Raw genomic sequence first — 24,322 nt, forward strand, 5'->3', positions numbered from 1 at the left:
GCCGACTATAGCCGCAGGAAGCTGATGTGAGCATCACCGTCCAGCCGACCCATCCCGCCTTCGTGGCCGAGATTTCCGGCATCGACCTGACCCGGCCGCTGGCGGCGGCCGATCGCGACGCCATCGAGGACGCCATCAACCGCTACGCCGTCGCGGTGTTCCGCGGCCAGACGCTCACCGACGACCAGCAGGTCGCCTTCGCCCGCCATTTCGGGCCGATCCAGGCGGCAGCCCAGAAGGCGCGCCACACCGGCGTCAAGCATCGCATCCCGGGCAACGACGTCGCCGACATCTCCAACCTCGACGGCGATTCGAAGATCCTCGAGACCAACAGCAAGCGCCGGCTGGACTGGCTGGCCAACCGCCTGTGGCATACCGACGCCTCGTTCCGCGCCGTGCCGGGGGCGCTCTCCATGCTCTACGCCCATGTCGTGCCCGACGATGGCGGCGACACCCAGTTCGCCGACCTGCGCGCCGCCTACGACGCGCTGCCCGAGGCCACCAGGACCCAGATCGAGGATCTCGTCGCCGAGCATTCGATCTTTTACTCGCGCGGCCAGCTCTCGGTGACCTCCTACACCCCGGAGGAGCTGGCAAACCTGCCGCCGGTGCCGCAGCGCGTCGTGCGCCGGCACCCGGGCTCGGGCCGCAAGACGCTCTATCTCGCCTCGCATGCCTCGCACATCATCGGCATGCCGGTCGCCGACGGCCGGCTGTTGCTGCTCGACCTGATGGAGCATGCCACCCAGCCTCGGTTCACGCACAGCCATCGCTGGCGGGTCGGCGACCTGGTGATCTGGGACAACCGCTGCACCATGCATCGCGCCCGTCCCTTCGACACCACCAAGGTGCGCGATCTCAGGCGCGTTACCACGCGCGATGTCGCCTCGACCCTGGAGCAGGCTGCGTAACGCCTGCAGCAACGCCGCCGAGCTCGCCGCGACGGCATCTGCGTCGCATCGCGACAGATTGCCGGCCGATCACTTCACAACATGTCCGATCGAGTGCCCCATGACCGCCATCAAAGGCTTGAGTTCCGACAGCTCCATCGACTGGTATGTCGATTCGCTGGCCAGTGGGTCACCACCCTGATCGTGGTCGTGTCGCCCGGCACCGGCGTTCTGCTCACCCTGGCCATGGGGCTGTCGCGCGGTTCGCGCGCCAGCATGGTCGCGGCGTTCGGCTGCACGCTCGGCATCGTGCCGCACATGGTCAGCGTCGACGAAGCGCAGCCGCTCTTGCGCATGTCGGAGCTGAGCGCCGTGTTCATGCTGCTCACCTTCGTGGTGTTCGTGGGCTACGGCCTGTTCGCCGCGGCGATCCGCAACCACGTGATCTCGCGGCCACGCGTGCTCACCTGGATGCGGCGAGTCTTCGCCGGTGCCTTCGCCGCGCTCGGCGCCAGGCTCGCCCTGGCGGATCGCGGATGACGCGGACCAACTATCGCTGGTTCGTCGTCTTCCTCCTGTTCGCGATTACCGGCGTCAACTATATCGACCGTGCGGCGATCGCCTATGCCATCCCCATCATCCAGAAGGACCTCGGTCTTTCGCCGGCCCTGACCGGCACGATCCTGGGCGCGTTCGGCCTGGGCTACGCCGCCACCACGCTGCTCGGCGGCTTTGCCGTCGACCGCTTCGGCGCGCGGCTGGTGCTCACCGTCGCCGCCCTTCTGTGGAGCCTGTCGATCGGCTTGACTGCGCTCGCCACCGGCTTCGTCGTCCTTTATGCGGCCCGCATCCTGCTCGGCATCTCTGAAGGTCCCAACTTTCCGGCGCTGACAGGCGCGGTGAGCCATTGGCTCTCGCCGCACGAACGCGCGACGGCCCTGGGCAATGCCCTGCTCGCGGTGCCGCTTGCGCTGGCCATCGGCGGGCCGATCGTGACCGCCCTGCTGCGCTGGCTCGACTGGCGCCTTACCTTCGCCGCGCTGTTCGTGCTTTCGGCCCTGTGGATCCCGCTCTGGTACTTCTTCTTCCGTGACAATCCGGCCGACTCGCCCCACGTCAACGCCGCCGAGCTGGCGCACATCCGCAGCAGCGATCCATCCTTTGCCGCCGCACCTCATGCCGCTTTGCGCTCGTGGCCCGGCGCCGATGTGCTCAGGGCCCTGCTGACCAATACGACGCTGCTCGCCAATACCTGGGCATTCTTCGTGTTCGGCTATTTCCTGTTCTTCTTCATGACCTGGCTGCCAAGCTATCTCGAGCGCAAGTACGGGCTGAACCTGCAGGCGGTCGGCCTGTTCACCGTGCTGCCCTGGCTGGCGGCGGCAGTGCTGCTCGGGCTGATGGGCCGCTGGTCGGATGCGCTTCTCAGGTCCACCGGCCGGCTGCGCGTCGCCCGTTCCTACCTGATCGCCGGCAGTCAGCTCGTTGCCGCCATCGCGGTTGTTCCCGTGGCGCTGACCGACAACCTGACGGTGGCGATCGCCGGCATCACGGTCGCCGTCGCCGCCTCGATGGGCGCCAACGCCGCCTACTATGCGGTCAATGTCGACATCGTCCCCGAGCGTGCGGCAACGGCGCTCGGCCTCATGGATTTTGCCTTTGCCCTCGCCGGGTTCCTGGCGCCCGCCATCACCGGCTGGGTGCTCGACCTGCGCGGCTCGTTCGTCGACGGCTTCCTGCTGATGACCGCGCTCGCACTGTCCTCGGTGCTGGTGGTGCTGCTGTTCCACCATCCCGACAATGATCGGGAACGCTTGACTGGCCACCCGTTCCGGGGCCACCAACCGTGAAAACAGGATGACCATGGACCCGGCGGCATGACCGATATTGCGGATGGAATGACCATCAGCGCGGCTTTCGCAGCCGCGGTCGCGACCCACGCCGACAAGCCGTTCTTCGTCGTGCCGGCAAATGCCGCGCGGGGATATCTCGAGTCCGGGTTCGAGATCTCCTACCGAGAAGCGGCCGAGCGGGTCGGCGCCCTGGTCTCGCTCTATCGCGCCGCCGGCTACGGGCTTGGCCATCGCGTGGCGACGCTGCTGGAGAACCGTCCCGACTACGTGCTCCACAAGCTCGCGCTCAACTACCTGGGCGTCTGCTGCGTGCCGATCAATCCCGAGTACCGCGCCGGCGAGATCGCCTATCTCCTGGAGCATAGCGAGCCCGAGCTGGTGATCGTGCTGCCACAACGCCGCCAGCAGGTGCTCGACGCCCTGCCCGGCAGCGCCCATCGCCCCGCCGTCGTCGCCCTCGAGGAGATCGGCCCGACGCTCCCTGCCCCGTCGCGACCGGCCCGGTCCGGTGCCGTGGCGCCCGAGACGCCGGCCTGCGTCCTCTACACGTCGGGGACGACCGGGAGGCCCAAGGGGTGCGTCCTGACGCACGGCTACGAGGTCGCCGCCGGCGCACGCTATGCCTCGCTGGGTGGCCTCGCCGCGCTGCATCCGGGGCAGGATCGCATCTACAATCCCCTGCCCCTCTATCACGCCAATGCCGCCACGTTCTCGCTGATGGCCGCCATCCTCACCGGCAACTGCCAGGTGCAGCCCGACCGCTTCCGCCCGCAACATTGGTGGCGCGAGATCGCCGAGACACGGGCGACCGTCGCGCACTATCTCGGCATCATCGTGCCCGTCCTGCTCGCCCAGCCGGCGAGCGACGCCGAGCGCGCGCACCGCCTGCGCTTCGCCATCGGCGCCGGAGTCGAGCCCGAGCTGCACCAGGCCGCCGAGGAGCGCTTCGGCTTCCCACTGATCGAGGTCTGGGGAATGACAGAGATGGTGCGGGTGATCGCAGACAACCAACCGCCGCGCCATGTCGGAACGCGCGCCTTCGGGGCCGCCTTCGACGGCATCGAGGCGCGCGTTGTTGACGACGGAGGCGGCGATGTGCCGGACGGCTCGCCCGGCGAGCTGCTGGTCCGCCATTCGGCGGCAACGCCGCGGCGCGGCTTCTTCTCCGGCTATCTCAAGGATGATGCCGCGACGGAAGCCGCCTGGCACGGCGGATGGTTCCATACCGGCGACGTCGTGTGGCGCGGTGCCGGCGGCATGCTGCATTTCGTCGACCGCAAGAAGAACATCATCCGCCGGTCGGGCGAGAACATTGCCGCCGCGGAGGTGGAGGCGCTGCTGCTGACCCATCCCGACGTGCAGCAGGTAGCCGTGATGGCGGTCAAGGACGAGCTGCGCGAGGAGGAAGTCCTCGCCTGCATCGTCCTGAAGCAGCCCGCATCGTCAACAGACTTGGCAGGGAGCCTGGTCAAGTTCTGCCTCGCGCACATCGCCTACTACAAGGCGCCAGGCTGGATCCACTTCGTGCAGGAGCTGCCCACGACGGGGACGCAGAAGATCCAGAAGCACAACATCTATCCGAAGGGCATCGATCCACGCTCGACCGGCGAGCTTTTGGACATGCGCCCGCTGAAGCGGCGGCAAGCAACCTGATGGCGGGACTGCGTATCCTCCAGCACCTCCCGTCGCTCGTCGGCGAGCCCTTGGACCTCACCGGTCGCTGGTCGAGCGGGCGCTGTCTGCGCAATCTCTAGGCTGCGCGATCCCGCTCCTCGGCAAGCGCCGGGGAGTTCAGGACGACAAGAGCTGTTGCCTCCCGGCAGAACGAGGCTCAAGCCAGCCGCACCGACCGCCTGTCGTTGCAGAGCTCGGTGCCGAACGGCTGCGAGAGCTCGGCGAAGCGGTCGAGAATCGCCCGTCCCTCCTCCATTCCGGCAAGACGCGGACGGCCGCGGCGGTGGCGGGCCTCCTTCCATCCGAGCGAGACCGGCGTCAGCTCGATCGAGCGCAACATCATTCGCCCATCCGGGCCGCCCTGGTAGGAAAGCATCGGCATGATCGATTCCCAGTAGCGCTGGTCGGCAGGGAATCCCGCCTGGTCGCCCTGCGTGCGCTTCTGATAGACCTGACCCGGCGTGAGATCGGGCTCGGCACGGAAGCGGTCGTAGCCGTCGGCCGGAATCTTGGCCACCAGCTCGTTCTGGCCGATGAAATTGCCCAGGCTGTAGAAGATCGGCTTGCCCTTGTAGAGCTCGAGCCCGCGCAACAGATGCGGACCGTGGCCGACCACGAGATCGGCGCCTGCCTCGATCATCTCGCGAGCGAAGGTCCCGATGAATTCGGCCGGCACGTCCTTGGCGCCGAGTTGCTCGTGGGCATGCAAGCTCACCAGCACCAGGTCGGCGAGACCGCGCGCCTCGCGTACCCAGCGCACCATCGCGGCGACGTCCTTGCCGTTGGGCGTGGTGCGCACCTGCGCCCGGTTGGCCGACTTGAACTTGAGATCGCCGAGCGGGAACAGGGCAGGATCGGCGAGCGGGAAGGCGAAGCCCGACTTGATCTTCTGCTGGCGCTCGGCTTCCAGACCAAGCTGGTCGGCGACCTCGCGCAACACGGCGAGCTGTTGCTCGGTGACCTCGTGCACCGTCTCGACGTGCAGCGGATTGAGCCCCGGACGTCCCGGCAGATCCGGCCGCTGCGCGCCCGCCTCGTTGCCTTTGGCGAAGGTCGAGCAGCAGGAGATCATCGCCACGGTGCCGGCAGGCGACGTGTGATAGCAGGGCCGGCGTGCATCCTCGAGATTGCGGCCGACGCCCGCATACGAAAGCCCGCGCGCTTCCAGCGCCTCCATCGTGTGCACGAGGCCCGAGATCGAATAATCGAGCGCATGGTTCGTCGCGGTGGCGAAAAGACCGAAGCCTGCTGCCGCCAGCTCGTCCAGCACCCAGGCGGGTGCGCCGAAATGCGATCCGCCGCTTTCCAGCGCCGGGTCGCCGCGATAGTCGTTGGCCAGGCCCTCGAGATTGGTGAAGGCGATGTCGGCAGCGCGAACCTTGTCGAAAAGAGGCCTGAGCGCAACATCGTCGACGCTGTTCAGCCGACGCTGCAGGATCGAATCGCCGGTGAGGAGAAGGGACATGGACATGCGACTGACTGTGCCGGGGGGCAATCGCCGGAGTCAAATGGGCGTGGCGGATGCACGGCCTCCCTTCAAGGCATGATCCGGTGTCTCCTGTGCGGGCCAGCGCTGGCGGGCGATCCGCCCTCGACGATGCAGGAAACCCCGTTGTTCGCCGACAAGGTGAAGGCAGGCACCTGCCGCCGGTCGCGGAACGGATTCCCCGACCGCCCCGGATGCTCAGGAACTTCGCACAGCTGGGAAAAGCCCAATCCTTACTTCATCGAAAGCCAGGCGCGGGCCGCTCCGCTCTTCCTCTTTCGGCCGGCCCACTACCTCAGGAAATTCCACGCCCGATACGCCGACCCGTCCAGGATCTCCCCAACCGCCCAGGGCGGCCAGCCAGGCGGCAACTGGGTGCAGACCTTCCGTCGCCTAGACGTGATGTTCGGCAACGACAACGTCGATCTACCCAGCCTCAATCCGTGGATCAATACGACGCCGTCACCGGCGCAGCGCTTCGTCTTCGTTCAGCCCGATACGTTTTGGCTCTCGCCGTAAGCCCGGCATCGTGACGCGGCCAAGGAGCGCAGGAGGGCGGCTCGCTTGGAGAGGTTGGCGTCCACTTGTGAGTTCCCGTAAAATTCTCGGGGTACAGTCAGTTCCGGGATGCCGCTGGTGCGCAACGTCATCGTAAACGCCCTCATCGTTGTCGCTTCGGCGTCGCTTTCTGTCATCGCCTGCGAAGTCGGACTGCGGCTTCTCTATCCGCATGGGGCGCTCGGATCGGGCGAGGAACTCGAGTTCCTCCGACGCGAACCAAGCGCCAGATGGATGTCGAATGTGATGATGCCGGATGAAGCAATCGGCTTCAGGCCAAAGCTGAACGTCGAAGGCGGGTACGACAAGGATGGCTTACGTCACCGCTCACATGCAGGGCAATCCGACATACGTCGAAGAATTCTGTTCCTGGGCGATTCGGTCACAGCCCGGGGCCGTATCGTTCGTGCAATCGAGAAGGATCTTCATGATCCGACCACCGAATTCCTGAACGGCGGTGTGGAAGCGTTCAATCTTACCCAGGAAGTCAGTTTCTTTCTCAGGTTCCAATCGGCGCTCACCATGGATCGGATCGTTCATCAGGTACACGGCAATGATCTTCGAGCAACTCCGATCGCATTCAGAGATGAAAATGGCACGCTCAATGCCTTTCTCCTCAATTCACCCAGGCAGCATGTCGATCAGTGGCTTTTTCAGCACTCCTATCTCTATCGTATCGGGCTCGCGGTCTTCCTGTCGCACAAGACCGAGGCGGACACGCTCCAGGAGGCTCGCGAGAACTTTGCCCGCATGGCAGCGTTCGCCGCTGAAAGAGGCATCGAGTATGACGTCGTTCTCTTCCCGATCCTGCTGTCGCAGGACGCGCTTTACAGAGACGATCGACGTGACTGGCTGGCTCTGGAAAAGGCCTGTCGGGAAGTCGTCCAGAAATGCGTCTCATTGCTGCCCGTGCTCGACCATATGTTGAAGCAAGGGCAGCCTGTCGAGGAGATCGCGGGAGATACATGGCATCCCAACGATGCCTTTGCCGCCGCGGCGGCTCCCGTCATCATCAAGGCGCTGGGGCTCGAGGCGCAGCCCGCCCCGAAAACGTGGTGACCCGGGGAATCCGGGCAAATGCCCCTGTCGGGCGAACGGTGCTCGACGACCATCTCGGCCTTGAGCCGCCATCACCGTAGAACCCCTTAGGTCAACACCTGAATGGTCGATTCCCAATCCGGGAGGTACTCAACCAGCATCGCAGGCCTCCCGGGGAACAGTCATGCAGGTTCGCAACGCCGCTCTCGCCAGCCGATTTCCGACAGCCGCCATCGCCGTGCGCCCGGCCCTTGCGACGGCACCGGCGGGAATCCAGATGGCTCTACGCCAAGGCGAGGAACTGTTCGGTGAAGGCGACGAAGCCGAGTTCTTCTACGAGGTCGTGTCGGGCGCCATTCGTTCCTGCAAGCTGCTGAGCGATGGCCGACGGCAAATCGACGCTTTCCATCTGCGAGGAGACATCTTTGGCATCGAGGCCGGACCGGAGCATCGCTTTTCCGCCGAGGCCATCGGCGACGTAACTGTGATCGCCTATCGTCGCAGCCGCCTTGCTGCCCTCGTCCAGGACGATCCCGCCTTCCGCGACAGGATCATGACGGCGACGCTGCGCAGCCTTGAACGCGCCTACGCTCACATGCTCCTGCTGGGCCGCAAGGCCGCGCCGGAGAAGATGGCGACCTTCCTGCTGGACATGGCGCAGCGCCTCTCCAAGGACGACGAGAACTTCGAGCTGCCGATGACGCGCTCCGACATCGCCGACCACCTCGGCCTCACGATCGAGACGGTATCGCGCACCCTCACCCAGTTCGTCCGCAGCGGACTGATCCGGCTGTTGCCGGCTGGCCGCTCGATCGGCCTCTGCAACAAGATGGCGTTGCGCAAGCTGGACGCCTAGCGGATGTGACGCCCGTGTCGAGCGGTCGCGTCAGACCCATCGTCTGCCAAACAACGGCGGCGCAGTCGAGCCCGAGAAACTGGGGGGCTAGCAGGGGCCGCGATCGCTTCCGAGCCGGCGCGCGAATTCCTGCCAAGTGGCTGCCAGCACCACGTTCGCCGGCAACCCGGATCACCCTAATGCGCCATTAGAACCGGCACGGTCATGCTGGCGAGCAGGGTGCGGCTTGCGCCTCCCAGCACCAGCTCGCGCAGGCGCGAGTGACCGTATATGCCCATGACGATGAGATCGCAGCCGTGATCCATGGCGCGCGACAGGATGACCCCGCCGACATCGGCATCGGCCGCTACATCGCGTTGCACCATCACCTTTACATCGTGCCGACTGAGCCAGAGGGCAACGTCGGCCCCGGGTTCGCTGCCGTGCCCGGCCGCGGTGGCCCTGGGATCGACGATCAGAACGGTGACGGTTTCGGCAGCCTGCAGAAACGGCATCGCCTCCGCCGCCGCACGCGCCGCCTCCCGACTGGCATTCCAACACAGCAGGACATTGCGGCCGACCGACTTCGAGGCGCCAATGAAGGGCACGACGAGGGCAGCCCGGCCGGCGCCAAAGGCTACGCTCTCCGTCAGATTCGACGGCGGCGGAAGTCCGGCGGACGGCTCGGGATCGTCCTGGCCGACAACCGTCAGGTCGGCGTAGCGCGCATGCACCGGTAGCAGCCCATCGGCATGGCCGCCGGCTGAGCGCCATTCACTGGCGATCGGCTTGCCCTTGACGGCAGCGGCAAAGGCCTTGGCCGAGGCGGCCTCGCTCGCTGCAAGCGCCTCCTCATGGTCCCTGAAGAGCAAGTCCATGGCAAAGGTCCCGGTGCCGTCGACCGCGGGCTCGAAAGGTGGCCGGGCATGCAGCCCGACGAGGTGCGCCTGGTGACGCTCCGCCAGGCTCGCAGCCAATTCCAGGCGAGCCGGCGCCCCTCGCCCGGCATCGCAATGAACAAGGATGGTCTTGTACGTCATGGTATCCTCTTCCCCCTTTCACATAATGATTGTCATTCTCGACCGCGCGGCCCTTGCGATGCCATTCGATCACGCGGCACGAGACAGGGATTCACTCTGCAAGGAGGATAGCTTGCGCTGCCGAAGAGGTCTGCCGGTTGATCTTCACCAAACGAGCCGCAGGTTCTTCCTTTCGGCGCTTTCAAGCCCGAGGACCACAGACAACCCTGTCGGCTGCCGATCCCGATGGCGCCGGCCGCGACAACCGGGCCGCACGGACAGGGCGACCTCTCGCCGCGGCAAACGCGGGCCTTGGCACCGACTGCTGTCACGGTGCCGGTCCCGGTTCCCCAAGTCCGTGCGGCCATTGCGGCAGGTCAAGGCGCAGGTCCGGAGTCTCGATCAGCCTTCCAGTTCACAGAGGGGGACAATCCATGCCCTATCCGTCCAACGCCGACCTGCCGGTGCCGATCCGTCGTCACCTGCCGCCGCCGGCACAGAATCTCTACCGCGAGGCATTCAACCATGCCTGGGACACCTATGCCAACGACCGGAGGCGCGAGGAGATCGCCCATCGCGTCGCATGGGTGGCGGTGAAGCGGCAGTTCCACAAAGGCCGCGACGGCGACTGGGAGCTCAACACATGAGCTACCGGACGCTGATGACCATGCCGATCCTGGGTCAGACAAACGCGGTCTTGTTGGAATCGACGGCCAGGCTCGCCCGGAAGCTCGACGCCGCAGTGATCGGAGTCGCCGCCTGCCGGCCGGTCCATGCTGTTTGTCGCGACTATGCTATTCCCGCAGGGGTGTTCGAGGAGGACCGCAAGCAGATCGAACGGCAGATCCACGACACCGAGGTGCAGTTCCGGTCCGCCCTGTCGGACCACAGCGGCAGCGTCCAGTGGCGCGCTCACGCCTGTCTCGAGCCCCTTGCGAGCCGCCTGGCGCGCGAATCCGCCTTGGCGGACCTGATCGTCGTTTCGCTGGCCGCCGACGGCAAGCCTGGCGATACGACGCGTCAACCGGACCTCTGCGACCTCGTCATGCAGGCCGGGCGCCCGGTGTTGCTCGTTCCCTCGGCGCAGCCGTTGGCCGGGCTCGATCGAGTGTTGATCGCGTGGAAGGATACGCGCGAGGCGCGGCGCGCCGTCGCTGACGGCCTGCCACTTCTCGCCAAGGCAACCGAAGTCACGGTCGTGGCGATCGGGGATTCCAGGGACGCCGCGGACGCCCACAGCGGCATCGCCCGCGTCCAAGCATGGCTCGCTCGTCACGACATCGCCGCGAAAGCCAAAACCGTGCCGCCGCATCGGGCGAATGCCCAGCAGCTGATCGGGATTGCCCGAGAGATGAAGGCGGATCTGGTTGTCGCGGGAGCCTCTGGCTACGTCCGTCAAGGCCGATGGGTCCTTGGTGGAATCACCAGCGAGCTCCTGAGCGGCGATACGTGCGCCCTCGTTTCTCATTGATCAACGGTGCCAGGCTCTGCCGGCGTTAACGTGGATCGGCCACACCGCCGCTCTACGTCGCGCGCGGCGGCTTGCCGGTGCGGGGCGGAGAGCCGGCCATCGAACCCAGGAGCGGCGCCAACCGACGACGCAGCCGGCTTGGCGGCTCGTTGGTCAGGTCCTTGGCAACTTCCTGGCGCACGCTGCCCAGGACCCTCTTGGACAGGAGACCACGCAATTCGCCCAGACTGCGGCGCGGCGCGACCAGAATGAGATCGTCGAAAGCGCGCCGTTCGCAGGCGTCTTCAAGCGCCCCGGCCAATATGGCCATGAAGCGATGTTTCTCGAGCTTGTGATAATCGTGCGTTGGCTCGAACGCGTGCCGTACGCCGCTGCGCGAGGCGCTGAAGCTGCGGCCGGGCTTGTCACTTTTGAGATCGCGCGCCCGCTGGCGACTCGCCGGCGCCACCAGATCGGCGGGGCCGGTCGACACGAGCTTCGCCGTTTCCCGGTCCGGGCTGAAGAAGCGGGCACGGGCGCCGTCGGCGACGACGATCCAGGTCTTGACGGTACGCTTGGCCATGATCATTGCCTCACGAGTGAATCAGGAAGGAGGTTTAGCACTTCATGCGGCAGGCAGCCTCGCAATTTCAGCAACGCGCCGCGATCCAGGCAGCGCTCCATCACGGCAAAGCAGGCACGCGCGGCCTCGCCAGGGTTGACGCCGGTGCCGCGCGGAAGCTGCGCGGCCACGTGATCGATGAAGGCGGCAAGGTGGCGTTCGCGTGTCGGTGTGTCCGCTGGATGCCAGCTCTCATAGTACACCCGCGCCGCAGCATCGGTAGCTGTGCACCGAGGTGAACAGCATTCTCCAGGCCGACGCGGTCGCGCAATGCATGCAGGGCGGCACGCAAGGCATTGAACGCGGCCCGACGATCGTCGGTGCCCAGCTCGCTCATCATGATCTTCAGCCAGTGATTGGTCTCCTGGACCGTGGTGTCGAAGGTGTCGAATCCGGTGGGGCTCATAGCGGCTCCTCTGAGTGATCAGACTCGAGGTTGGACGAGCGGGCGTACTTGATCTCTGTCAACCAGGCCCGATCAGCTCATCGCGCGGGGCGGCAGATGATGCTTGCCAATGGCAACGACATTGCTCGCCTGCGGTCCCTTCTCACCCTCTGCCGGATGGAAGGAGAACCGGACCTCATCCCCGACCACCAGCTTCTCGAACCCGCCATTGGCAACGGCATTGCGATGGAAATAGACCTCGGTGCCGTCGCTCGCATCGATGAATCCGTAATCGCGCTCGGCCATGAGGCTTGCCACCCTTCCATGGGCGGGAACCTCGTGCGCCTTCACGTCACCGCGGCGACGGCGGACATGATCCTCGAGCTGTCGCCGCGCGGCATCGAAGCAATCGCGTACCGCGACGTAGATGTCCTCGTGGGCATGGTGCTGGGGAGGATCGCGCTTCACCACGATCTCCTTGCCTGGAATCTTGAGGTCGACGCGGATGTGGAAGAGATCGCCGTGACGACGCCGGTCAGGCGCCTCGATCACGACGCGACAACTCATGATGCGATCGTAGAACCGCTCGAGCTCGCGGGCGCGCTCGCGAATCTTGGCCTCGACCGCCGGAGAGGCGTCGACGTTGCGAAAGGTGATCTGAAGCCAGGACGGCATTGGGCGCTCCTCTCGGAAAGCTCCAGTCTGCTGGAAATGGCCTCGCCCCAACTTGAGGCAGGTCAAGATCCGCCGCGATCGTTCCTGCGGAAGCGGAATGCGCCTGTCGTGCAAAAGCCTCTCCAGGGTGCCATGCCGCGGTCGTAGGCGCCTTCCTCGCAGTCCAGACAAGCCCCCCGGAACGATCATGTTGCCAGCCGGGGCGTGCTGATCAGTGGGACACGAGCGAACAACGGAGCGGTTGCAGCAGGAAGTCCCTTGTCACTCCACCCAGAACCCATTCGCGCAGGCGCGTGTGGCCGTAAGCGCCGCCCACAAGAAGTCCGGAATCGAGCTCGAGGTCACTGGCGATGTTGCGGAGTTGCACAGCTTCGCTGTCTGTCGTGACGGCTGCACGCGTGGTCGCCGCGATCCCATGCCCGGTCAGCCAGGCGGCGACATCCTGGGTGCGCCTGCGGGCGTCGGCAACTTCATCCCTGGCAACGATCTCGACCACGATGACCCGCTCGGCAAGCCGGAGCAGCGGCAAGGCGTCCTGCACCGCTCGACGCGCCTCACGCGTGTCCTTCCAACCGACGACGACGGTTCGCAGATCGACCCTGTCCTGGCCCGAGGCGGCAACCAGAACGGGCCTCCCGGCACGCAGGACCAGCTCGGCAACATTGACGTATCGCGACCTGTCGAGCAGGGCGCCGCTTTCGTGAGCGGCGGTGACCAGAAGGTCGGCCGCCCGCATCTGTTCGGCCACATAGTCGGCGATCGAACCGTAGGTGACGACCGTTGACCGCCACTCGACAGCCGCAACCCTGCCTTCGAGCGCGGATCGGAATTCCTCTTCGGCCGCCTTCAGCTCCTTGTCGATCTGCTCGCGATCCCACGCCACCAGCTCCGCTGGCGCGTACAAGTCGGGGCTCCCGTAGATCGGGATGGGCTGGCGGGCGCTGATGCCGATCACCCTGGCCACCTTGAGTCGAGCTGCCAGGTCGGCGGTCAGCTTGAGCAAGGCATCGTTGGGGGCGCCTGCGGCGAGGCGGACCATCAGGCTTGCAGGCAGGCTTGCAGGAGTTGTCATCTCGGTCCTCCGCCAAACAGTGACATGCTGCTCCGCTTGCCGAACCCCGGTCCTTGATTCCGGTCAAGCCCAAGATCTCGATCAAGACTGCCGCCTCCGGAGATTGAGGCAGGTCAAAGTCAAGTTGCTGCGCAGGTGGATACTTTAGATCGCATGTTCCAGGTCATCGAGAAATCGCTCGGCGATTGGCGCGTAGCTCCCAATCTTCGCGACTACGATGCGCTTTGCCGGTCTTTCGACTGGGGGTCGGAACGCCAGGCGCTTGCCGGCCTGCCGGGGGGCGGCCTCAACATTGCCCACGAGGCAGTGAGCCGCCATGTCGCCGAAGGCGGCGGCGCGCGGATCGCATTGCGTCATGTCGGCCGTGACGATGCGGTCTCTGCCGTCAGCTTTGCCATGCTCGACGAAGCGGCGAGCCGCTTCGCCAACGTTCTGGAATCTCTCGGCGTGCGCCAGGGCGAGGTCGTGTTCTCGTTGTGCGGGCGAATCCCGGCTTTCTACTCGGCGGTCCTCGGCACCTTGAAACGGGGTGCCGTCTTCTGTCCGCTCTTCTCCGCTTTCGGACCGGAGCCGATTCGCGCCCGGTTGGAGATCGGCGGAGGCGTCTGCCTGGTCACAACGCGCATGCTCTTCCAGCGCAAGATGGCGCAGATCCTCGACGGTCTGCCGATGCTGCGCACGGTGCTGTTGACCGATGGCACCGCCGAGGATGAGCGGGAGCGGATACGGTCCCTGCCTCGCCTCATGGAGACGGCTTCGGGGCAGTATCGGACCGCCGCCACGTCACGCGAGGATAGCGCCCTCATGCACTTCACCAGTGGCACGACCGGGCGGCCAAAGGGTGCGGTTCTCGTCCATGACGCAGTGGTGGCCCAGGCTGCGACCGCCCGCTACGCCCTCGATCTGCATCGGGACGACATCTTCTGGTGCACCGCCGATCCGGGCTGGGTGACCGGCATGGCCTACGGAGTCATCGCTCCCCTGGTCTGCGGCGTCACGAGCATCATCGACGAGCTGGAGTTCGACGCCGACCGCTGGTACTCCATCATCGAGAGCCAGAAGGTCAGCGTCTGGTACACCGCTCCCACCGCCATCCGCATGCTGATGAAGGTGGGCGCCGAGGTCGCGCACAAACACGACCTCGGGTCGTTGCGCTTCCTCGCCAGCGTCGGCGAACCCCTCAATCCCGAGGCCGTCGTCTGGAGCAAGCAGACGTTCGGCCGGCCGTTCCACGACAACTGGTGGCAGACCGAGACCGGCGGAATCATGATCGCCAACTTCGCCGCATTACCCGTCAAGCCGGGCTCCATGGGCAAGCCGCTGCCGGGAATCGAGGCCGCCATCGTCGAGCGCACGGCGCAGGGCATCAAGGTCATCGGGGAGCCCGACACCGACGGCGAATTGGCGCTGAGGGCAGGCTGGCCATCGATGTTCCGCGAATATCTCGGGGAAGGCGAGCGCTATCGCAAATGCTTTGCCGACGGCTGGTACCTTACGGGCGACCTCGCCCGCCGCGACCGCGACGGCTACTACTGGTTCGTCGGCCGGTCCGACGACGTGATCAAGACCGCCGGCCATCTGGTCGGCCCGTTCGAGGTCGAGAGCGCGCTCATGGAGCATCCCGCGGTCGCCGAAGCGGCGGTCATCGGCAAGCCCGACGAGGTCGCCGGCAATACCATCAAGGCCTTCGTCGCGCTCAAGGCCGGATGCAAGCCAGGCGCTGCGCTCGAACGTGACCTGATGGCCCATGCCCGCCGGCGCCTGGGGCCAGCGGTGGCGCCGCGAGAGATCGCCTTTCGCGACAATCTGCCCAAAACGCGCAGTGGCAAGATCATGCGCCGTCTGCTGCGCGCACGCGAGCTCGGCCTGCCTGAGGGCGACATCTCGACCCTGGAAAGCGATGAGCAGAAATGACCGCCAAACCGCACCTGAACCGCAGCCACGCCCGCCATTTGCTGGGGCAGATGCTGCGCATCCGTCTGTTCGAGGAGAAGTGCGCGGAACTCTACACTCAACAGAAGATCCGCGGCTTTCTCCATCTCTATATCGGCGAGGAGGCGAACGCTGTCGGCGTCGTGGGCACCTTGTCGGCCGACGACAGCATCGTCGCCACCTACCGCGAGCACGGCCACGCTTTGGCCCGCGGCATTCCCATGGGACCGCTGATGGCGGAAATGTACGGCAAGTCGAACGGCACGAGCCGCGGCCGCGGCGGCTCCATGCACGTCTTCGACGCGGCGACCCGCTTCTGCGGTGGCAACGCGATCGTAGGCGGCGGCTTGCCGCTCGCCATCGGATTGGGCCTCGCCGAGAAGATGCGCAAGGGTTCGGGGGTGGCCGTCTGCCTGTTCGGAGAGGGAGCTGTCGCCGAGGGCGAGTTCCACGAATCGCTCAATCTTGCGGTCGTGTGGAAGCTGCCCGTGCTGTTCGTGTGCGAGAACAACCTCTACGCCATGGGCAGCGCGATCGAGCGCACCGAGTCCGAGACCGACATCCATCGCAAGGCCGAAGCCTATCGCATCGACTCGCATCGTGTGGATGGCATGGATGTCGTCGCGGTCGAGGCCGCGACCCGCAAGGCCCTCGAGCATATCCGCGCCGGCGCGGGTCCGCAATTTCTCGAATGCATGACGTATCGCTTCCGGGCCCATTCGATGTTCGATTCCCAGCTCTATCGCGACAAGGCCGAGGTCGAACGCTGGAAGGAGCGCGACCCGATAAAGCGCTTCAGCGCATGGGCCGTCTCCAGCGGGCTTCTTCACGGTGAAGACGTCGTCGAGCTGGAGAAGAAGGCATCGGCTGAAGTCGATGCCGCCGTCGCCTTCGCCGAAGAAGGTGCGTGGGAGCCGGTGGCCGACCTCTGCCGCTATACGCTCATGGATGCGGTGCCGACATGACCACGGGCGGTGATCGACAAAGGACCACCTATCGCGAAGCCATCAGGCAGGCCATCCGCGAGGCGCTGACGCGCGATGAACGCGTGTTCCTGATGGGCGAGGATGTCGGCCGCTACGGCGGCTGCTACGCCGTGACCAAGGGCCTTCTGCAGGAATTCGGAGAGGAGCGCATCCGCGACACGCCGCTGTCGGAAGCGGCGTTCGTCGGCGCCGGCATCGGGGCGGCCATGGCCGGCATGCGGCCGATCGTCGAGATCATGACCGTCAATTTCAGCTTGCTGGCGCTCGACCAGATCGTCAACAACGCGGCGACCATCCCGCACATGTCCGGCGGCCAATTCGCCATTCCCCTGGTGATCCGCATGGCCACCGGAGCAGGGCGCCAGCTTGCCGCCCAACACTCGCACAGCCTCGAGGGCTGGTACGCGCACATTCCCGGCTTGAAGGTCGTCGTCCCGGCGACACTCGAGGATGCGCGCGGCATGCTGTGGAGCGCGCTGCAGGACCCCAACCCGGTACTGATTTTCGAGCACGTGAATCTCTACAACATGGAAGGCGAGCTTGCAGCCGATGCCGGTCCGGTGCCGCTCTCCGGCGCAGTGGTGCGCCGGTCGGGGCGCGACCTCAGCATCATCACCTATGGTGCCAGCCTGCACAAATCGCTGGCGGCAGCCGAGCAGCTCGCAGCCGCCGGCATCGAGGCCGAAGTGATCGACCTTCGCTCCCTGCGGCCGCTCGACGACGAGACCATAAAGACCTCGTTGGCGCGCACGCGACGCGCCTTGATCGTCGACGAGGGCTGGCGCTCGGGAGGCATCTCCGCCGAGATCTGCGCGCGCGTGGCCGAGCAGGCCTTTTACGACCTCGACGCTCCTCCGGGTCGGCTTTGCGGCGCCGAAGTGCCAATCCCCTATCCCAAGCATCTGGAAGATGCAGCCATTCCCCAAGTCGGCACCATCCATGCTGCGGCCCTCGAGCTGGTGAGGCCGCAGGGGAGGATGGCTTGAGCGATTTCCTCATGCCGTCCCTGGGGGCCGACATGGAAAAGGGCACGGTCGTGGAGTGGCTGAAGAAGCCCGGCGATCGCGTCGAACGCGGCGATGTCGTGGCCGTCGTCGAGACCCAGAAGGGCGCCTTCGAGATCGAGGCCTTCGAGCAGGGCGTCCTGAGCGAGGTACTCGTGCCCGTCGGGACCGAAGTGCCGGTCGGCGCCGTGCTGGCCCGCATCGACGGGAAGGCGGCGCCCAAACCGGCCGCGGCCTCCCTGCCAGCGGCCCTCCCTCCAGCCGAACAGCCTGCTGGCCAGCCTGCCATGCCCCGCCAGGCGACGCCGGTATCGGTCGAGCGGCTCCGCATTTCCCCGGCGGCGGCACGTCGCGCGGCCGAGCTCGGCGTCGACGTGCGCGGCCTCATCGGCAGCGGACCACACGGGGCCATCGCCATCGCCGACGTCGAGGCAGCTGCGGCGAGAGCGCCGGGCCCGCCGCCGCGGCGCGGCTTCGACCCGGCGGCCATGCGCCAGGCGATCGCTGCGGCCATGGCACGCTCCAAACGCGAGATCCCGCACTACTACCTGTCATTGCCCATCGACCTGGGGCGTGCGACGGAATGGCTGACGGAAGAGAACAATCGGCGCGACATCGAACATCGCTTGTTGCCGGCGGCCCTCCTGCTGAAGGCTGTCGCCTTGGCCCTGCGCGAGGTGCCACAGCTCAACGGCTTCTGGATCGACGGCGCGCCCAAGCTGTCGCCGGCGATCCATGTCGGCTGGGCGATCTCGCTGCGCGGCGGCGGCCTGATGGCACCGGCGATCCACGACGCCGACCGCCTCACCCTCGATCAGGCAATGGCGGCCCTGCGTGATCTGGTCACGCGTGCGCGAACCGCGCGCATCCGCGGCTCGGAGATGATGGACCCGACCGTTACCGTCACGAGCCTTGGGGAACGGGGTGCCGAGAGCGTGCTCGGCATCATATACCCACCGCAACTGGCGATCGTGGGTTTTGGCGCGCCGCGCATGAAGGCATCGGTCGTCGACGGCGAGATCAGGCAAAGGCCGGTGGTGCAGGCGACGCTGAGCGCCGATCATCGCGCCAGCGACGGAGCCATCGGCGGCCAGCTGCTGGCAGCGATCGATCAGCACCTGCAGACGCCGGAGGCCCTATGAGCGACGCCGAGATCATCGCGAGGCTTCGCACGATCCTGGGCGAGATTGCGCCCGACCTCGACGTGGCAGCCGTCGGACCGGAGGATGATCTCCGCAACGATATCGGTCTCGATTCGATGGATTTCCTGAACTTCGTGATCGCGGTCCACAAGCAACTCGGCGTGGATGTCCCGGAGGCCGACTACGGCAAGATCACTTCGCTCCTGAAGTTCGCCCGATACGTCGCGGCACCCTGATCAACCCGCCGGAACGCCTTTGTCAGAGCATTCGGGCAAGCCCGGCCGGCTTGAACAGCATCAGCAGCACCAGCGTCCACACGACGATCCAAAAGATCCAGGTGATCACCGGATGATCGGCCTGCCATTGCAGAATTTGCCGATGGAATGTCATTGATAGCTCCTTGCTGTCTTTCTTGCCGATGAACCGCCGGTGGGGCGTTGATCTCGATCAAGGAGGCGCCGAGCCCCCAGTGGTCAGCTGCACCGTCTTCTCATGGCGGAAGAGAGGTCGATCCATGCCACGTCCTGCTCGAGAAGCCGGGGCAACGCCTCCGCCTCCTGACCTGACCATCCCGGTCGAGAAGGTCTGCTTCATCATCGTCAAGGCGCGCGAGTTCGACGCCAAGGATGCGACCACCGAACCCGATCCGGCATCGAATCCGAGCGATGACAAGGGCGTCGCCGTGCTCGAGGAGCACGCGGACGATCCCGTCGCGGAAGAGCTCGTGTCGTCCATCGAGGCGCTGTCGGAGGACGAACAAATCGACCTGGTAGCGCTTGCCTGGCTGGGGCGGGACGGGACCGGGGCGGACGATTGGCCGGAGACACGGCGCGAGGCTGCGCGGGCCCACAACAATCGAACGGCGAGCTATCTGCTCGGCATGCCGATGCTGGCCGACTTCGTCGAGGAGGGTCTTTCGATGCTCGGCCGATCGTGCGAAGAATTCGAGATCGGACGTCTTTGAGCCGACCAGAGATGAGCGATACACCGGCTATCGACCCCGAGGCGGTTCCGAAGGCCTTGCCGCCGGACAAGCTCTTCCGTCGCGCCGATCTTTCCGCCCTCGCCTTCAACACCACGCGCGAGCTCACGCCCGCGCCCATGCTTGCCGGCCAACGGCGGGCTGAAGAAGCGATAAGACTGGGAGCCGGCCTGGCGGCTCGCGGTTTCAACATCTTCGCGACCGGCCAAACCAAGGCCCGAATCTCATCATCGCTGCGCCAGATGCTCGAGACGGTGCCGCCGCCCGGCAAGCCGCTGCAGGATTGGGTCTACGTCAACAACTTCGCCGTCTCCCACCGGCCGACCGCCATCGGTCTGCCTGCCGGCCGTGCCGTGGTGCTGCAGCAGGCGATGAGGAAGATGATCGAGGACCTTCGCGTCACCCTGCCGGCCCTGTTCGAAAGCGACGACTACCAACGTCGGCGAACCGCCATTGACGAAACCTTGCGCGCCAATACGCAGAAGGTCTTCCAGGCTCTGGGAGAGAAGGCGACCTCGCGGGGATTGGCCATCATACGCACTCCCATGGGCTTCACGGTCGCCGCCATGGACAAGGGCGAGATCATAGAGGCCGAGGCGTTCAGCAAGTGGCCGGAGGCGCGGAAGAAAGCGACACAGGAGGCGATCGCAGAGATCGAAAGCGAGATGGAGGAGAGCTTGCGATCGATCCCCAAGCTCGAGAAAGAGCGTCGCGATGCGATCAACGCCCTCAGCCAGGAGACGGCGCGCTTCGCCATCAACCAGGAGATCGACGAGCTTCGCGCCAGCTTTGCCGAGCTGCCCGAGGTCCTCGATCACATAGAAGCCGTTCGGAACGACGTGCTGCAGCATGTGCAGCTCTTCCTGGGTCAATCCGAAGGGGAGTCTGTGACGCGCCTCGATGCCATGCCCCTGGGACATCCATTCGAACGCTACGACGTGAACGTTCTGGTCAGCAACGATCCCGACAACCATTCCCCGGTGGTCGAGGAGCTCAATCCGACGCTGGGCAACCTGCTCGGCCGTGTCGAGCACATGTCCTTCCAAGGCGCGCTGGTGACGAACTTCAGGATGATCAAGGCTGGGTCTCTGCACCGCGCAAACGGCGGCACGATCGTGATCGACGCGCGCAGCCTCTTCACGGAGCCATACGCCTGGTCGGCATTGAGGCGGGTGCTGGTCCGCCAGGAGATCGTGATCGAGGATCTCGCGCATATCGTCGGCCTGATGTCGACGGCGACGCTGGAGCCGAGCCCCATCCCGTTGAACGTCAAGGTGATCCTGTTTGGCGAACGGCTGATCTATTACCTGCTGGCCGCTCTCGATCCGGAATTTCAGCAGCATTTCAAGATCCTTGCCGATTTCGAGGACGAGCTCGAGCGCTCGACCGAGGGCGAGGCGCTGCTGGCACGGCTGATCGGCGGGATGGCGACCGAGGCAGGGTTGCGCGCCCTCGATCGCAGCGGCGTCGAAGCGGCCATCGAACGTGCCGCACGGCTGACCGACGACGCCTGCAAGCTGTCGTTGATGATCGAGGACATTCACGACCTGGTCATCGAGGCGGACCACTGGGCAGGCGCCGCCGGGCGCGACATCATCACCCGCACCGACGTCGAACAGGCGCTGCGGGCTCAGCGCCGGCGCGTTTCCCGGCTGGAAGAGCGCAGCCGCGAGATGATCATGCGCGAGGTCTCCCTCATCGCTACCGAGGGCAGCGAGGTGGGTCAGATCAACGGACTATCGGTGATGACCCTCGCCGGCCATGCGTTCGGCCGGCCGTCGCGCATCACGGCGCGGGTCGGGCCGGGCAGCGGCAAGATCGTGGACATCGAGCGCGAGGTCGAGCTGGGCGGGCCGATCCACTCGAAAGGTGTGCTGATCCTGTCAGGCTTCATCGCCGGACGCTTCGCCTTGGACAATCCGATGTCCCTGCAGGCGAGCCTGGTGTTCGAGCAGTCGTACGGTGGCGTCGAAGGGGACAGCGCGTCGGTTGCCGAGCTTTGCGCCCTGCTTTCTGCGCTGGCCAACCTGCCCCTGCGCCAGGAGCTCGCCGTCACCGGCTCCGTGAATCAGCGCGGCGACGTCCAGGCGATCGGCGGCGTCAATGAGAAGATCGAGGGCTTCTTCGACATCTGCGTCGCGCGGGGACTGAGCCGCGGCCAAGGTGTCCTGATTCCGGTTGCCAACGTACAGCATCTCATGCTCCGCCAGGACGTGGTGCAGGCATGCAGGGACGGCGATTTCAACGTCTATGCGGTTCGCACCATCGACGACGCGATCACGCTGCTGACCGGCCACCCTGCCGGAAGCCGTGGTCGAGACGGGCATTATGCCGAGGGCAGCGTGAACCACGCCGTCGAAGCGTGCCTGGCGCGGTTCGCTGCCGCCCGCAGGGCATTCACGGCCGACGGCGAGGAGCGCAAGCGTTGACGTCGAAAGCTTCATCCCGATATCGCCGGGCGGTGCTCGGATTGGGAACCGGCAGCATTGACCGTCACCTGCTGAGGGCGGCGGGCGAATTCGCACGTTTGCTCGAGCTGGAGATGCTGGGCGTCTTCATCGAGGACAGGTCGCTGCTGGGTCTTGCCGCCCTGCCCTTCTCCCGCGAGTTGCGCCTGCCAGGCCATGACTGGCAGACGCTGAAGCCGCAACGTGTCGGGGACGAGCTGCGCGCAGCCGCGCAGCAGGCGCAACAGCTTTTCCGGCAAGAGATCGCCTCGCAGGGCGTGGCGTGTCGGTTCGAGGTGCGTGCTGGCGATCCAGCCACGGCAGCGAACGAGGTCGCGCAGACCGGCGACATCCTCATCGTCGTGGAGCCGACGGCGATAGATGCGCTCGCCTCCAGAAGCAAGCCGGCGCGGCGTGCCGCCCTGTCGTCAGCCGCCGCCGTCCTGCTTCTGCCGCGCTCGGGGATGCCACGACGGGGCCCTGTGGCAGCCGTGGCGACCGGACCTTCAGACTCCTGCTTCGAGCTGGCCTCGCGCATTGCCGAAGCAGCAGGTGAACAGGCCGTCACCATACCTGGGGAGCCGTCCTCGGCAGCCACGTTGCTGCATTCGCTGCAGCGTGTGCTTGGCCCCCATCGCGAACGCCTGCTCATTCTGCCGCGCAGGCTTGCAATGAACGACGACGTGCCACAGGAAGTAGCCAGCCTGCGCAAGGTGCCGGTTCTGGTCGTCGCTGCCGAGCACGGTCAGCCGGCGACAGTTGCATGATGGCTCAGGATCCTGCGTACGTCTTCATCGCCGACCTGTGAGAAATCGGCGTAGTGAACGCCGATGGCGAAGAGATCGTCGCACTCCTCGAGGCAGACCACCTTGTCGAATTCACGTCGCAGGTCGGCGGCGATCTCCGAGCTCGCCACAGGAGCGGCGACTACGACCCGGCTTGGCCGCTGCAAGGCTGTCGCCCGACCGGCGGCGCGCATGGTCATGCCTGTTGCGATGCCGTCATCGACCAGTATTGCGACGCGCCCGGCAACATCGACCCGCGGTCGGTCGCCAAGATAGGCCCGGCGGCGCCGCTCGATCTCGATCAGCTCCCGATCCCGGACCGCTTCGAAGTCGCTGTCGGCAATGCCAAGGGCATGGACGACCGGCTCGTTGCGCAGCGTGACCAGCGGTGCGCCCTCGGCGACGGCACCCATGGCGAACTCCGGCTGTCCGGGCACGCCGATCTTGCGCACGAGCACCAGATCCAGCGGGGCGCCAAGGCTGTCGGCGACTTCGCTCGCGACCGGCACGCCACCACGTGGCAGCGCCAGGATCACCGGCCGTTCCTTCCTGAAGGAGGCCAAAGCCGCGGCGAGCCGCCGACCCGCCTCCTGCCTGTTGCGGAACATCACCGAGTGTTCCCGGGCAACCGGCCTCACCTGTCGGGTCCTTGCTCCTCGTCCGCCAGCAGCTCGATGATACGCGCGGCCGCCACCGGAACATGATGACCGCTCTTGGCCAGGACGTCATGGTCCCCTGCCATGCAGACGGCGACGTCATCCAGGTCGGCCAAGCTCGGCCTCAAGGCCAGGATCTCGGCAATCCTGGCGTCGTCGAGATCGCCCAGGATCTTGCGGATGTCGGTCGAGGTCGCAGGACGCGCACCGTCGTTTGTCGGTTGCCTGTTCATGATCATCCTCCATGGCCGACGATAATGCGAGCCGGCATCGCAACCTTGATCAAGATCAACGGTGATCTTCCGCAAGCCCTTTAGATTTCGTCATTCGAGGAGGTATACGATGTTTCAGCACATTCTTATCGCCACCGACGGGTCGCCGCTGTCGGAGTCGGCCGTCGATCAGGCGATGACCCTCGCGCGCGAAGCCGGCGCGAAGGTCACCGTCGTCACCGTGACCGAACCCTTCCACGTGATGGCAACGGACTCGAAGCAACTGTCCGAAACCAGGGAAACCTACGACAGGCACATGAAGGCCGAGGCGGGCCGCCATCTCGCCAGTGCCGAGCACAAGGCCAAGGCGCAAGGCGTGCAATGCCACGTGATCCAGGTCGAAGACGAGCATCCCTACAAGGCGATCATCGATACGGCCAAGAAGGCCGGTTGTGATCTGATCGCCATGGCGTCGCACGGGCGACGGGGCGTTTCCGCTCTTGTCATCGGCAGCGTGACGAACAAGGTGCTGACGCACAGCTCCATACCGGTCCTGGTCTATCGCTGAATGGCCACCGCGGCGCGCGATCTCCGTTGCGGACGGGATGAGGACGCCGTC

The 24,322-nt window shown here is 65.8% G+C and carries 26 protein-coding genes and 1 pseudogene; 18 read left to right on the forward strand and 9 right to left on the reverse strand.

Annotated elements, in window-relative coordinates; translation table 11 throughout:
- Positions 1-26 precede the first annotated feature (26 nt).
- The 4 genes from ACILR9_RS17310 (at position 27) to ACILR9_RS17325 (ending at position 4,396) form a co-directional block, all read left to right on the forward strand.
- Positions 27-911 carry a TauD/TfdA dioxygenase family protein gene (locus ACILR9_RS17310; protein WP_395711196.1) on the forward strand — a complete coding sequence of 295 codons (885 nt, stop codon included), beginning with the start codon at positions 27-29 and terminating at the stop codon, positions 909-911.
- 81 nt (positions 912-992) lie between these two features.
- A complete protein-coding gene (locus tag ACILR9_RS17315) occupies positions 993-1,430 on the forward strand; it encodes a hypothetical protein (protein ID WP_395711197.1) in 438 nt (145 codons plus the stop codon).
- The gene (locus ACILR9_RS17320; RefSeq protein WP_395711198.1) at positions 1,427-2,740 is read left to right on the forward strand and encodes an MFS transporter; all 1,314 of its coding nucleotides are present in this window, start codon (positions 1,427-1,429) and stop codon (positions 2,738-2,740) included. Before ACILR9_RS17315 ends, ACILR9_RS17320 begins: the two co-directional genes overlap by 4 nt.
- 27 nt (positions 2,741-2,767) lie before the next feature.
- The gene (locus ACILR9_RS17325) at positions 2,768-4,396 is read left to right on the forward strand and encodes an AMP-binding protein (protein ID WP_395711199.1); all 1,629 of its coding nucleotides are present in this window, start codon (positions 2,768-2,770) and stop codon (positions 4,394-4,396) included.
- A 178-nt stretch (positions 4,397-4,574) separates the two neighbouring features.
- Here ACILR9_RS17325 and ACILR9_RS17330 read toward each other — a convergent pair whose 3' ends face one another.
- Positions 4,575-5,882 (reverse strand): CapA family protein, encoded by a 1,308-nt coding sequence (locus ACILR9_RS17330; RefSeq protein WP_395711200.1) that lies wholly within the window; start codon positions 5,880-5,882, stop codon positions 4,575-4,577.
- 147 nt (positions 5,883-6,029) lie between these two features.
- Between ACILR9_RS17330 and ACILR9_RS17335 the strand changes: the two genes are divergently transcribed.
- The 3 genes from ACILR9_RS17335 to ACILR9_RS17345 all read left to right on the forward strand — a co-directional run bounded on the left by ACILR9_RS17335 (position 6,030) and on the right by ACILR9_RS17345 (position 8,355).
- Positions 6,030-6,422, forward strand: a complete 393-nt coding sequence (locus tag ACILR9_RS17335) for a hypothetical protein (RefSeq protein WP_395711201.1) — start codon at positions 6,030-6,032, stop codon at positions 6,420-6,422.
- Between the two features lie 117 nt (positions 6,423-6,539).
- Positions 6,540-7,520, forward strand: coding sequence for a hypothetical protein (locus ACILR9_RS17340; RefSeq protein WP_395711202.1), 981 nt, complete (start codon positions 6,540-6,542; stop codon positions 7,518-7,520).
- Between the two features lie 163 nt (positions 7,521-7,683).
- Positions 7,684-8,355: a helix-turn-helix domain-containing protein gene (locus ACILR9_RS17345; protein WP_395711203.1), complete on the forward strand. Its 672-nt coding sequence runs from the start codon at positions 7,684-7,686 to the stop codon at positions 8,353-8,355.
- Positions 8,356-8,531: 176 nt separating this feature from the next.
- Here the strand turns inward: ACILR9_RS17345 and ACILR9_RS17350 are convergent, their stop codons facing one another.
- Positions 8,532-9,374: a universal stress protein gene (locus ACILR9_RS17350; protein ID WP_395711204.1), complete on the reverse strand. Its 843-nt coding sequence runs from the start codon at positions 9,372-9,374 to the stop codon at positions 8,532-8,534.
- A gap of 413 nt (positions 9,375-9,787) precedes the next feature.
- On the opposite strand from ACILR9_RS17350, the gene ACILR9_RS17355 reads away from it, so the two are divergent.
- Together ACILR9_RS17355 and ACILR9_RS17360 are read left to right on the forward strand one after the other, a co-directional pair.
- Entirely contained in the window at positions 9,788-10,000 is a 213-nt protein-coding gene (locus tag ACILR9_RS17355; RefSeq protein ID WP_395711205.1) for a ChaB family protein, read from the forward strand.
- Complete coding sequence (locus tag ACILR9_RS17360; protein ID WP_395711206.1) at positions 9,997-10,824, forward strand: universal stress protein; 828 nt, start codon at positions 9,997-9,999, stop codon at positions 10,822-10,824. Before ACILR9_RS17355 ends, ACILR9_RS17360 begins: the two co-directional genes overlap by 4 nt.
- Positions 10,825-10,876: 52 nt before the next feature.
- Here the strand turns inward: ACILR9_RS17360 and ACILR9_RS17365 are convergent, their stop codons facing one another.
- From ACILR9_RS17365 to ACILR9_RS17380, 4 genes and pseudogenes are all read right to left on the reverse strand, one after another.
- Entirely contained in the window at positions 10,877-11,386 is a 510-nt protein-coding gene (locus ACILR9_RS17365) for a host attachment protein (RefSeq protein WP_395711207.1), read from the reverse strand.
- Positions 11,387-11,388: 2 nt separating this feature from the next.
- Positions 11,389-11,831: pseudogene (locus ACILR9_RS17370) on the reverse strand (DUF2267 domain-containing protein).
- Between the two features lie 72 nt (positions 11,832-11,903).
- Positions 11,904-12,485, reverse strand: coding sequence for an HPF/RaiA family ribosome-associated protein (locus ACILR9_RS17375; RefSeq protein WP_395711208.1), 582 nt, complete (start codon positions 12,483-12,485; stop codon positions 11,904-11,906).
- A 211-nt stretch (positions 12,486-12,696) separates the two neighbouring features.
- Positions 12,697-13,557, reverse strand: a complete 861-nt coding sequence (locus ACILR9_RS17380; protein WP_395711209.1) for a universal stress protein — start codon at positions 13,555-13,557, stop codon at positions 12,697-12,699.
- 153 nt (positions 13,558-13,710) lie between these two features.
- On the opposite strand from ACILR9_RS17380, the gene acsA reads away from it, so the two are divergent.
- From acsA to ACILR9_RS17405, 5 genes are read left to right on the forward strand one after another with little or no spacing between them, the layout of a single operon-like run.
- Positions 13,711-15,471: an acetate--CoA ligase gene (gene acsA, locus ACILR9_RS17385; RefSeq protein ID WP_395711210.1), complete on the forward strand. Its 1,761-nt coding sequence runs from the start codon at positions 13,711-13,713 to the stop codon at positions 15,469-15,471.
- A complete protein-coding gene (gene pdhA / locus ACILR9_RS17390; RefSeq protein ID WP_395711211.1) occupies positions 15,468-16,454 on the forward strand; it encodes a pyruvate dehydrogenase (acetyl-transferring) E1 component subunit alpha in 987 nt (328 codons plus the stop codon). Before acsA ends, pdhA begins: the two co-directional genes overlap by 4 nt.
- Positions 16,451-17,461 carry an alpha-ketoacid dehydrogenase subunit beta gene (locus ACILR9_RS17395; protein WP_395711212.1) on the forward strand — a complete coding sequence of 337 codons (1,011 nt, stop codon included), beginning with the start codon at positions 16,451-16,453 and terminating at the stop codon, positions 17,459-17,461. The genes pdhA and ACILR9_RS17395 overlap by 4 nt, the downstream gene beginning before the upstream one ends.
- Entirely contained in the window at positions 17,458-18,621 is a 1,164-nt protein-coding gene (locus ACILR9_RS17400) for a dihydrolipoamide acetyltransferase family protein (RefSeq protein ID WP_395711213.1), read from the forward strand. Before ACILR9_RS17395 ends, ACILR9_RS17400 begins: the two co-directional genes overlap by 4 nt.
- A complete protein-coding gene (locus ACILR9_RS17405; RefSeq protein ID WP_395711214.1) occupies positions 18,618-18,857 on the forward strand; it encodes an acyl carrier protein in 240 nt (79 codons plus the stop codon). Before ACILR9_RS17400 ends, ACILR9_RS17405 begins: the two co-directional genes overlap by 4 nt.
- A 22-nt stretch (positions 18,858-18,879) precedes the next feature.
- On the opposite strand, the gene ACILR9_RS17410 is transcribed toward ACILR9_RS17405, so the two are convergent.
- Entirely contained in the window at positions 18,880-19,011 is a 132-nt protein-coding gene (locus tag ACILR9_RS17410; protein ID WP_395711215.1) for a hypothetical protein, read from the reverse strand.
- A gap of 124 nt (positions 19,012-19,135) precedes the next feature.
- On the opposite strand from ACILR9_RS17410, the gene ACILR9_RS17415 reads away from it, so the two are divergent.
- Genes ACILR9_RS17415 through ACILR9_RS17425 form a run of 3 tightly spaced genes read left to right on the forward strand, consistent with a single transcriptional unit; the run spans position 19,136 to position 22,817 of the window.
- The gene (locus tag ACILR9_RS17415; RefSeq protein WP_395711284.1) at positions 19,136-19,585 is read left to right on the forward strand and encodes a DUF3775 domain-containing protein; all 450 of its coding nucleotides are present in this window, start codon (positions 19,136-19,138) and stop codon (positions 19,583-19,585) included.
- A gap of 11 nt (positions 19,586-19,596) precedes the next feature.
- Positions 19,597-22,032: a Lon protease family protein gene (locus tag ACILR9_RS17420; protein WP_395711216.1), complete on the forward strand. Its 2,436-nt coding sequence runs from the start codon at positions 19,597-19,599 to the stop codon at positions 22,030-22,032.
- A complete protein-coding gene (locus ACILR9_RS17425) occupies positions 22,029-22,817 on the forward strand; it encodes a hypothetical protein (RefSeq protein WP_395711217.1) in 789 nt (262 codons plus the stop codon). The genes ACILR9_RS17420 and ACILR9_RS17425 overlap by 4 nt, the downstream gene beginning before the upstream one ends.
- Here the strand turns inward: ACILR9_RS17425 and ACILR9_RS17430 are convergent.
- Both ACILR9_RS17430 and ACILR9_RS17435 read right to left on the reverse strand, forming a co-directional pair.
- Positions 22,796-23,443 carry a phosphoribosyltransferase gene (locus ACILR9_RS17430; RefSeq protein ID WP_395711218.1) on the reverse strand — a complete coding sequence of 216 codons (648 nt, stop codon included), beginning with the start codon at positions 23,441-23,443 and terminating at the stop codon, positions 22,796-22,798. The genes ACILR9_RS17425 and ACILR9_RS17430 overlap by 22 nt on opposite strands.
- Positions 23,444-23,469: 26 nt before the next feature.
- The gene (locus tag ACILR9_RS17435) at positions 23,470-23,724 is read right to left on the reverse strand and encodes a hypothetical protein (RefSeq protein ID WP_395711219.1); all 255 of its coding nucleotides are present in this window, start codon (positions 23,722-23,724) and stop codon (positions 23,470-23,472) included.
- A gap of 109 nt (positions 23,725-23,833) precedes the next feature.
- Between ACILR9_RS17435 and ACILR9_RS17440 the strand changes: the two genes are divergently transcribed.
- On the forward strand, positions 23,834-24,271 hold the full coding sequence (locus tag ACILR9_RS17440) for a universal stress protein (protein ID WP_395711220.1): 438 nt from the start codon (positions 23,834-23,836) through the stop codon (positions 24,269-24,271).
- Positions 24,272-24,322 lie beyond the last annotated feature (51 nt).

This window comes from Reyranella sp. (genome assembly GCF_044224635.1).
Lineage (GTDB): Bacteria > Pseudomonadota > Alphaproteobacteria > Reyranellales > Reyranellaceae > Reyranella.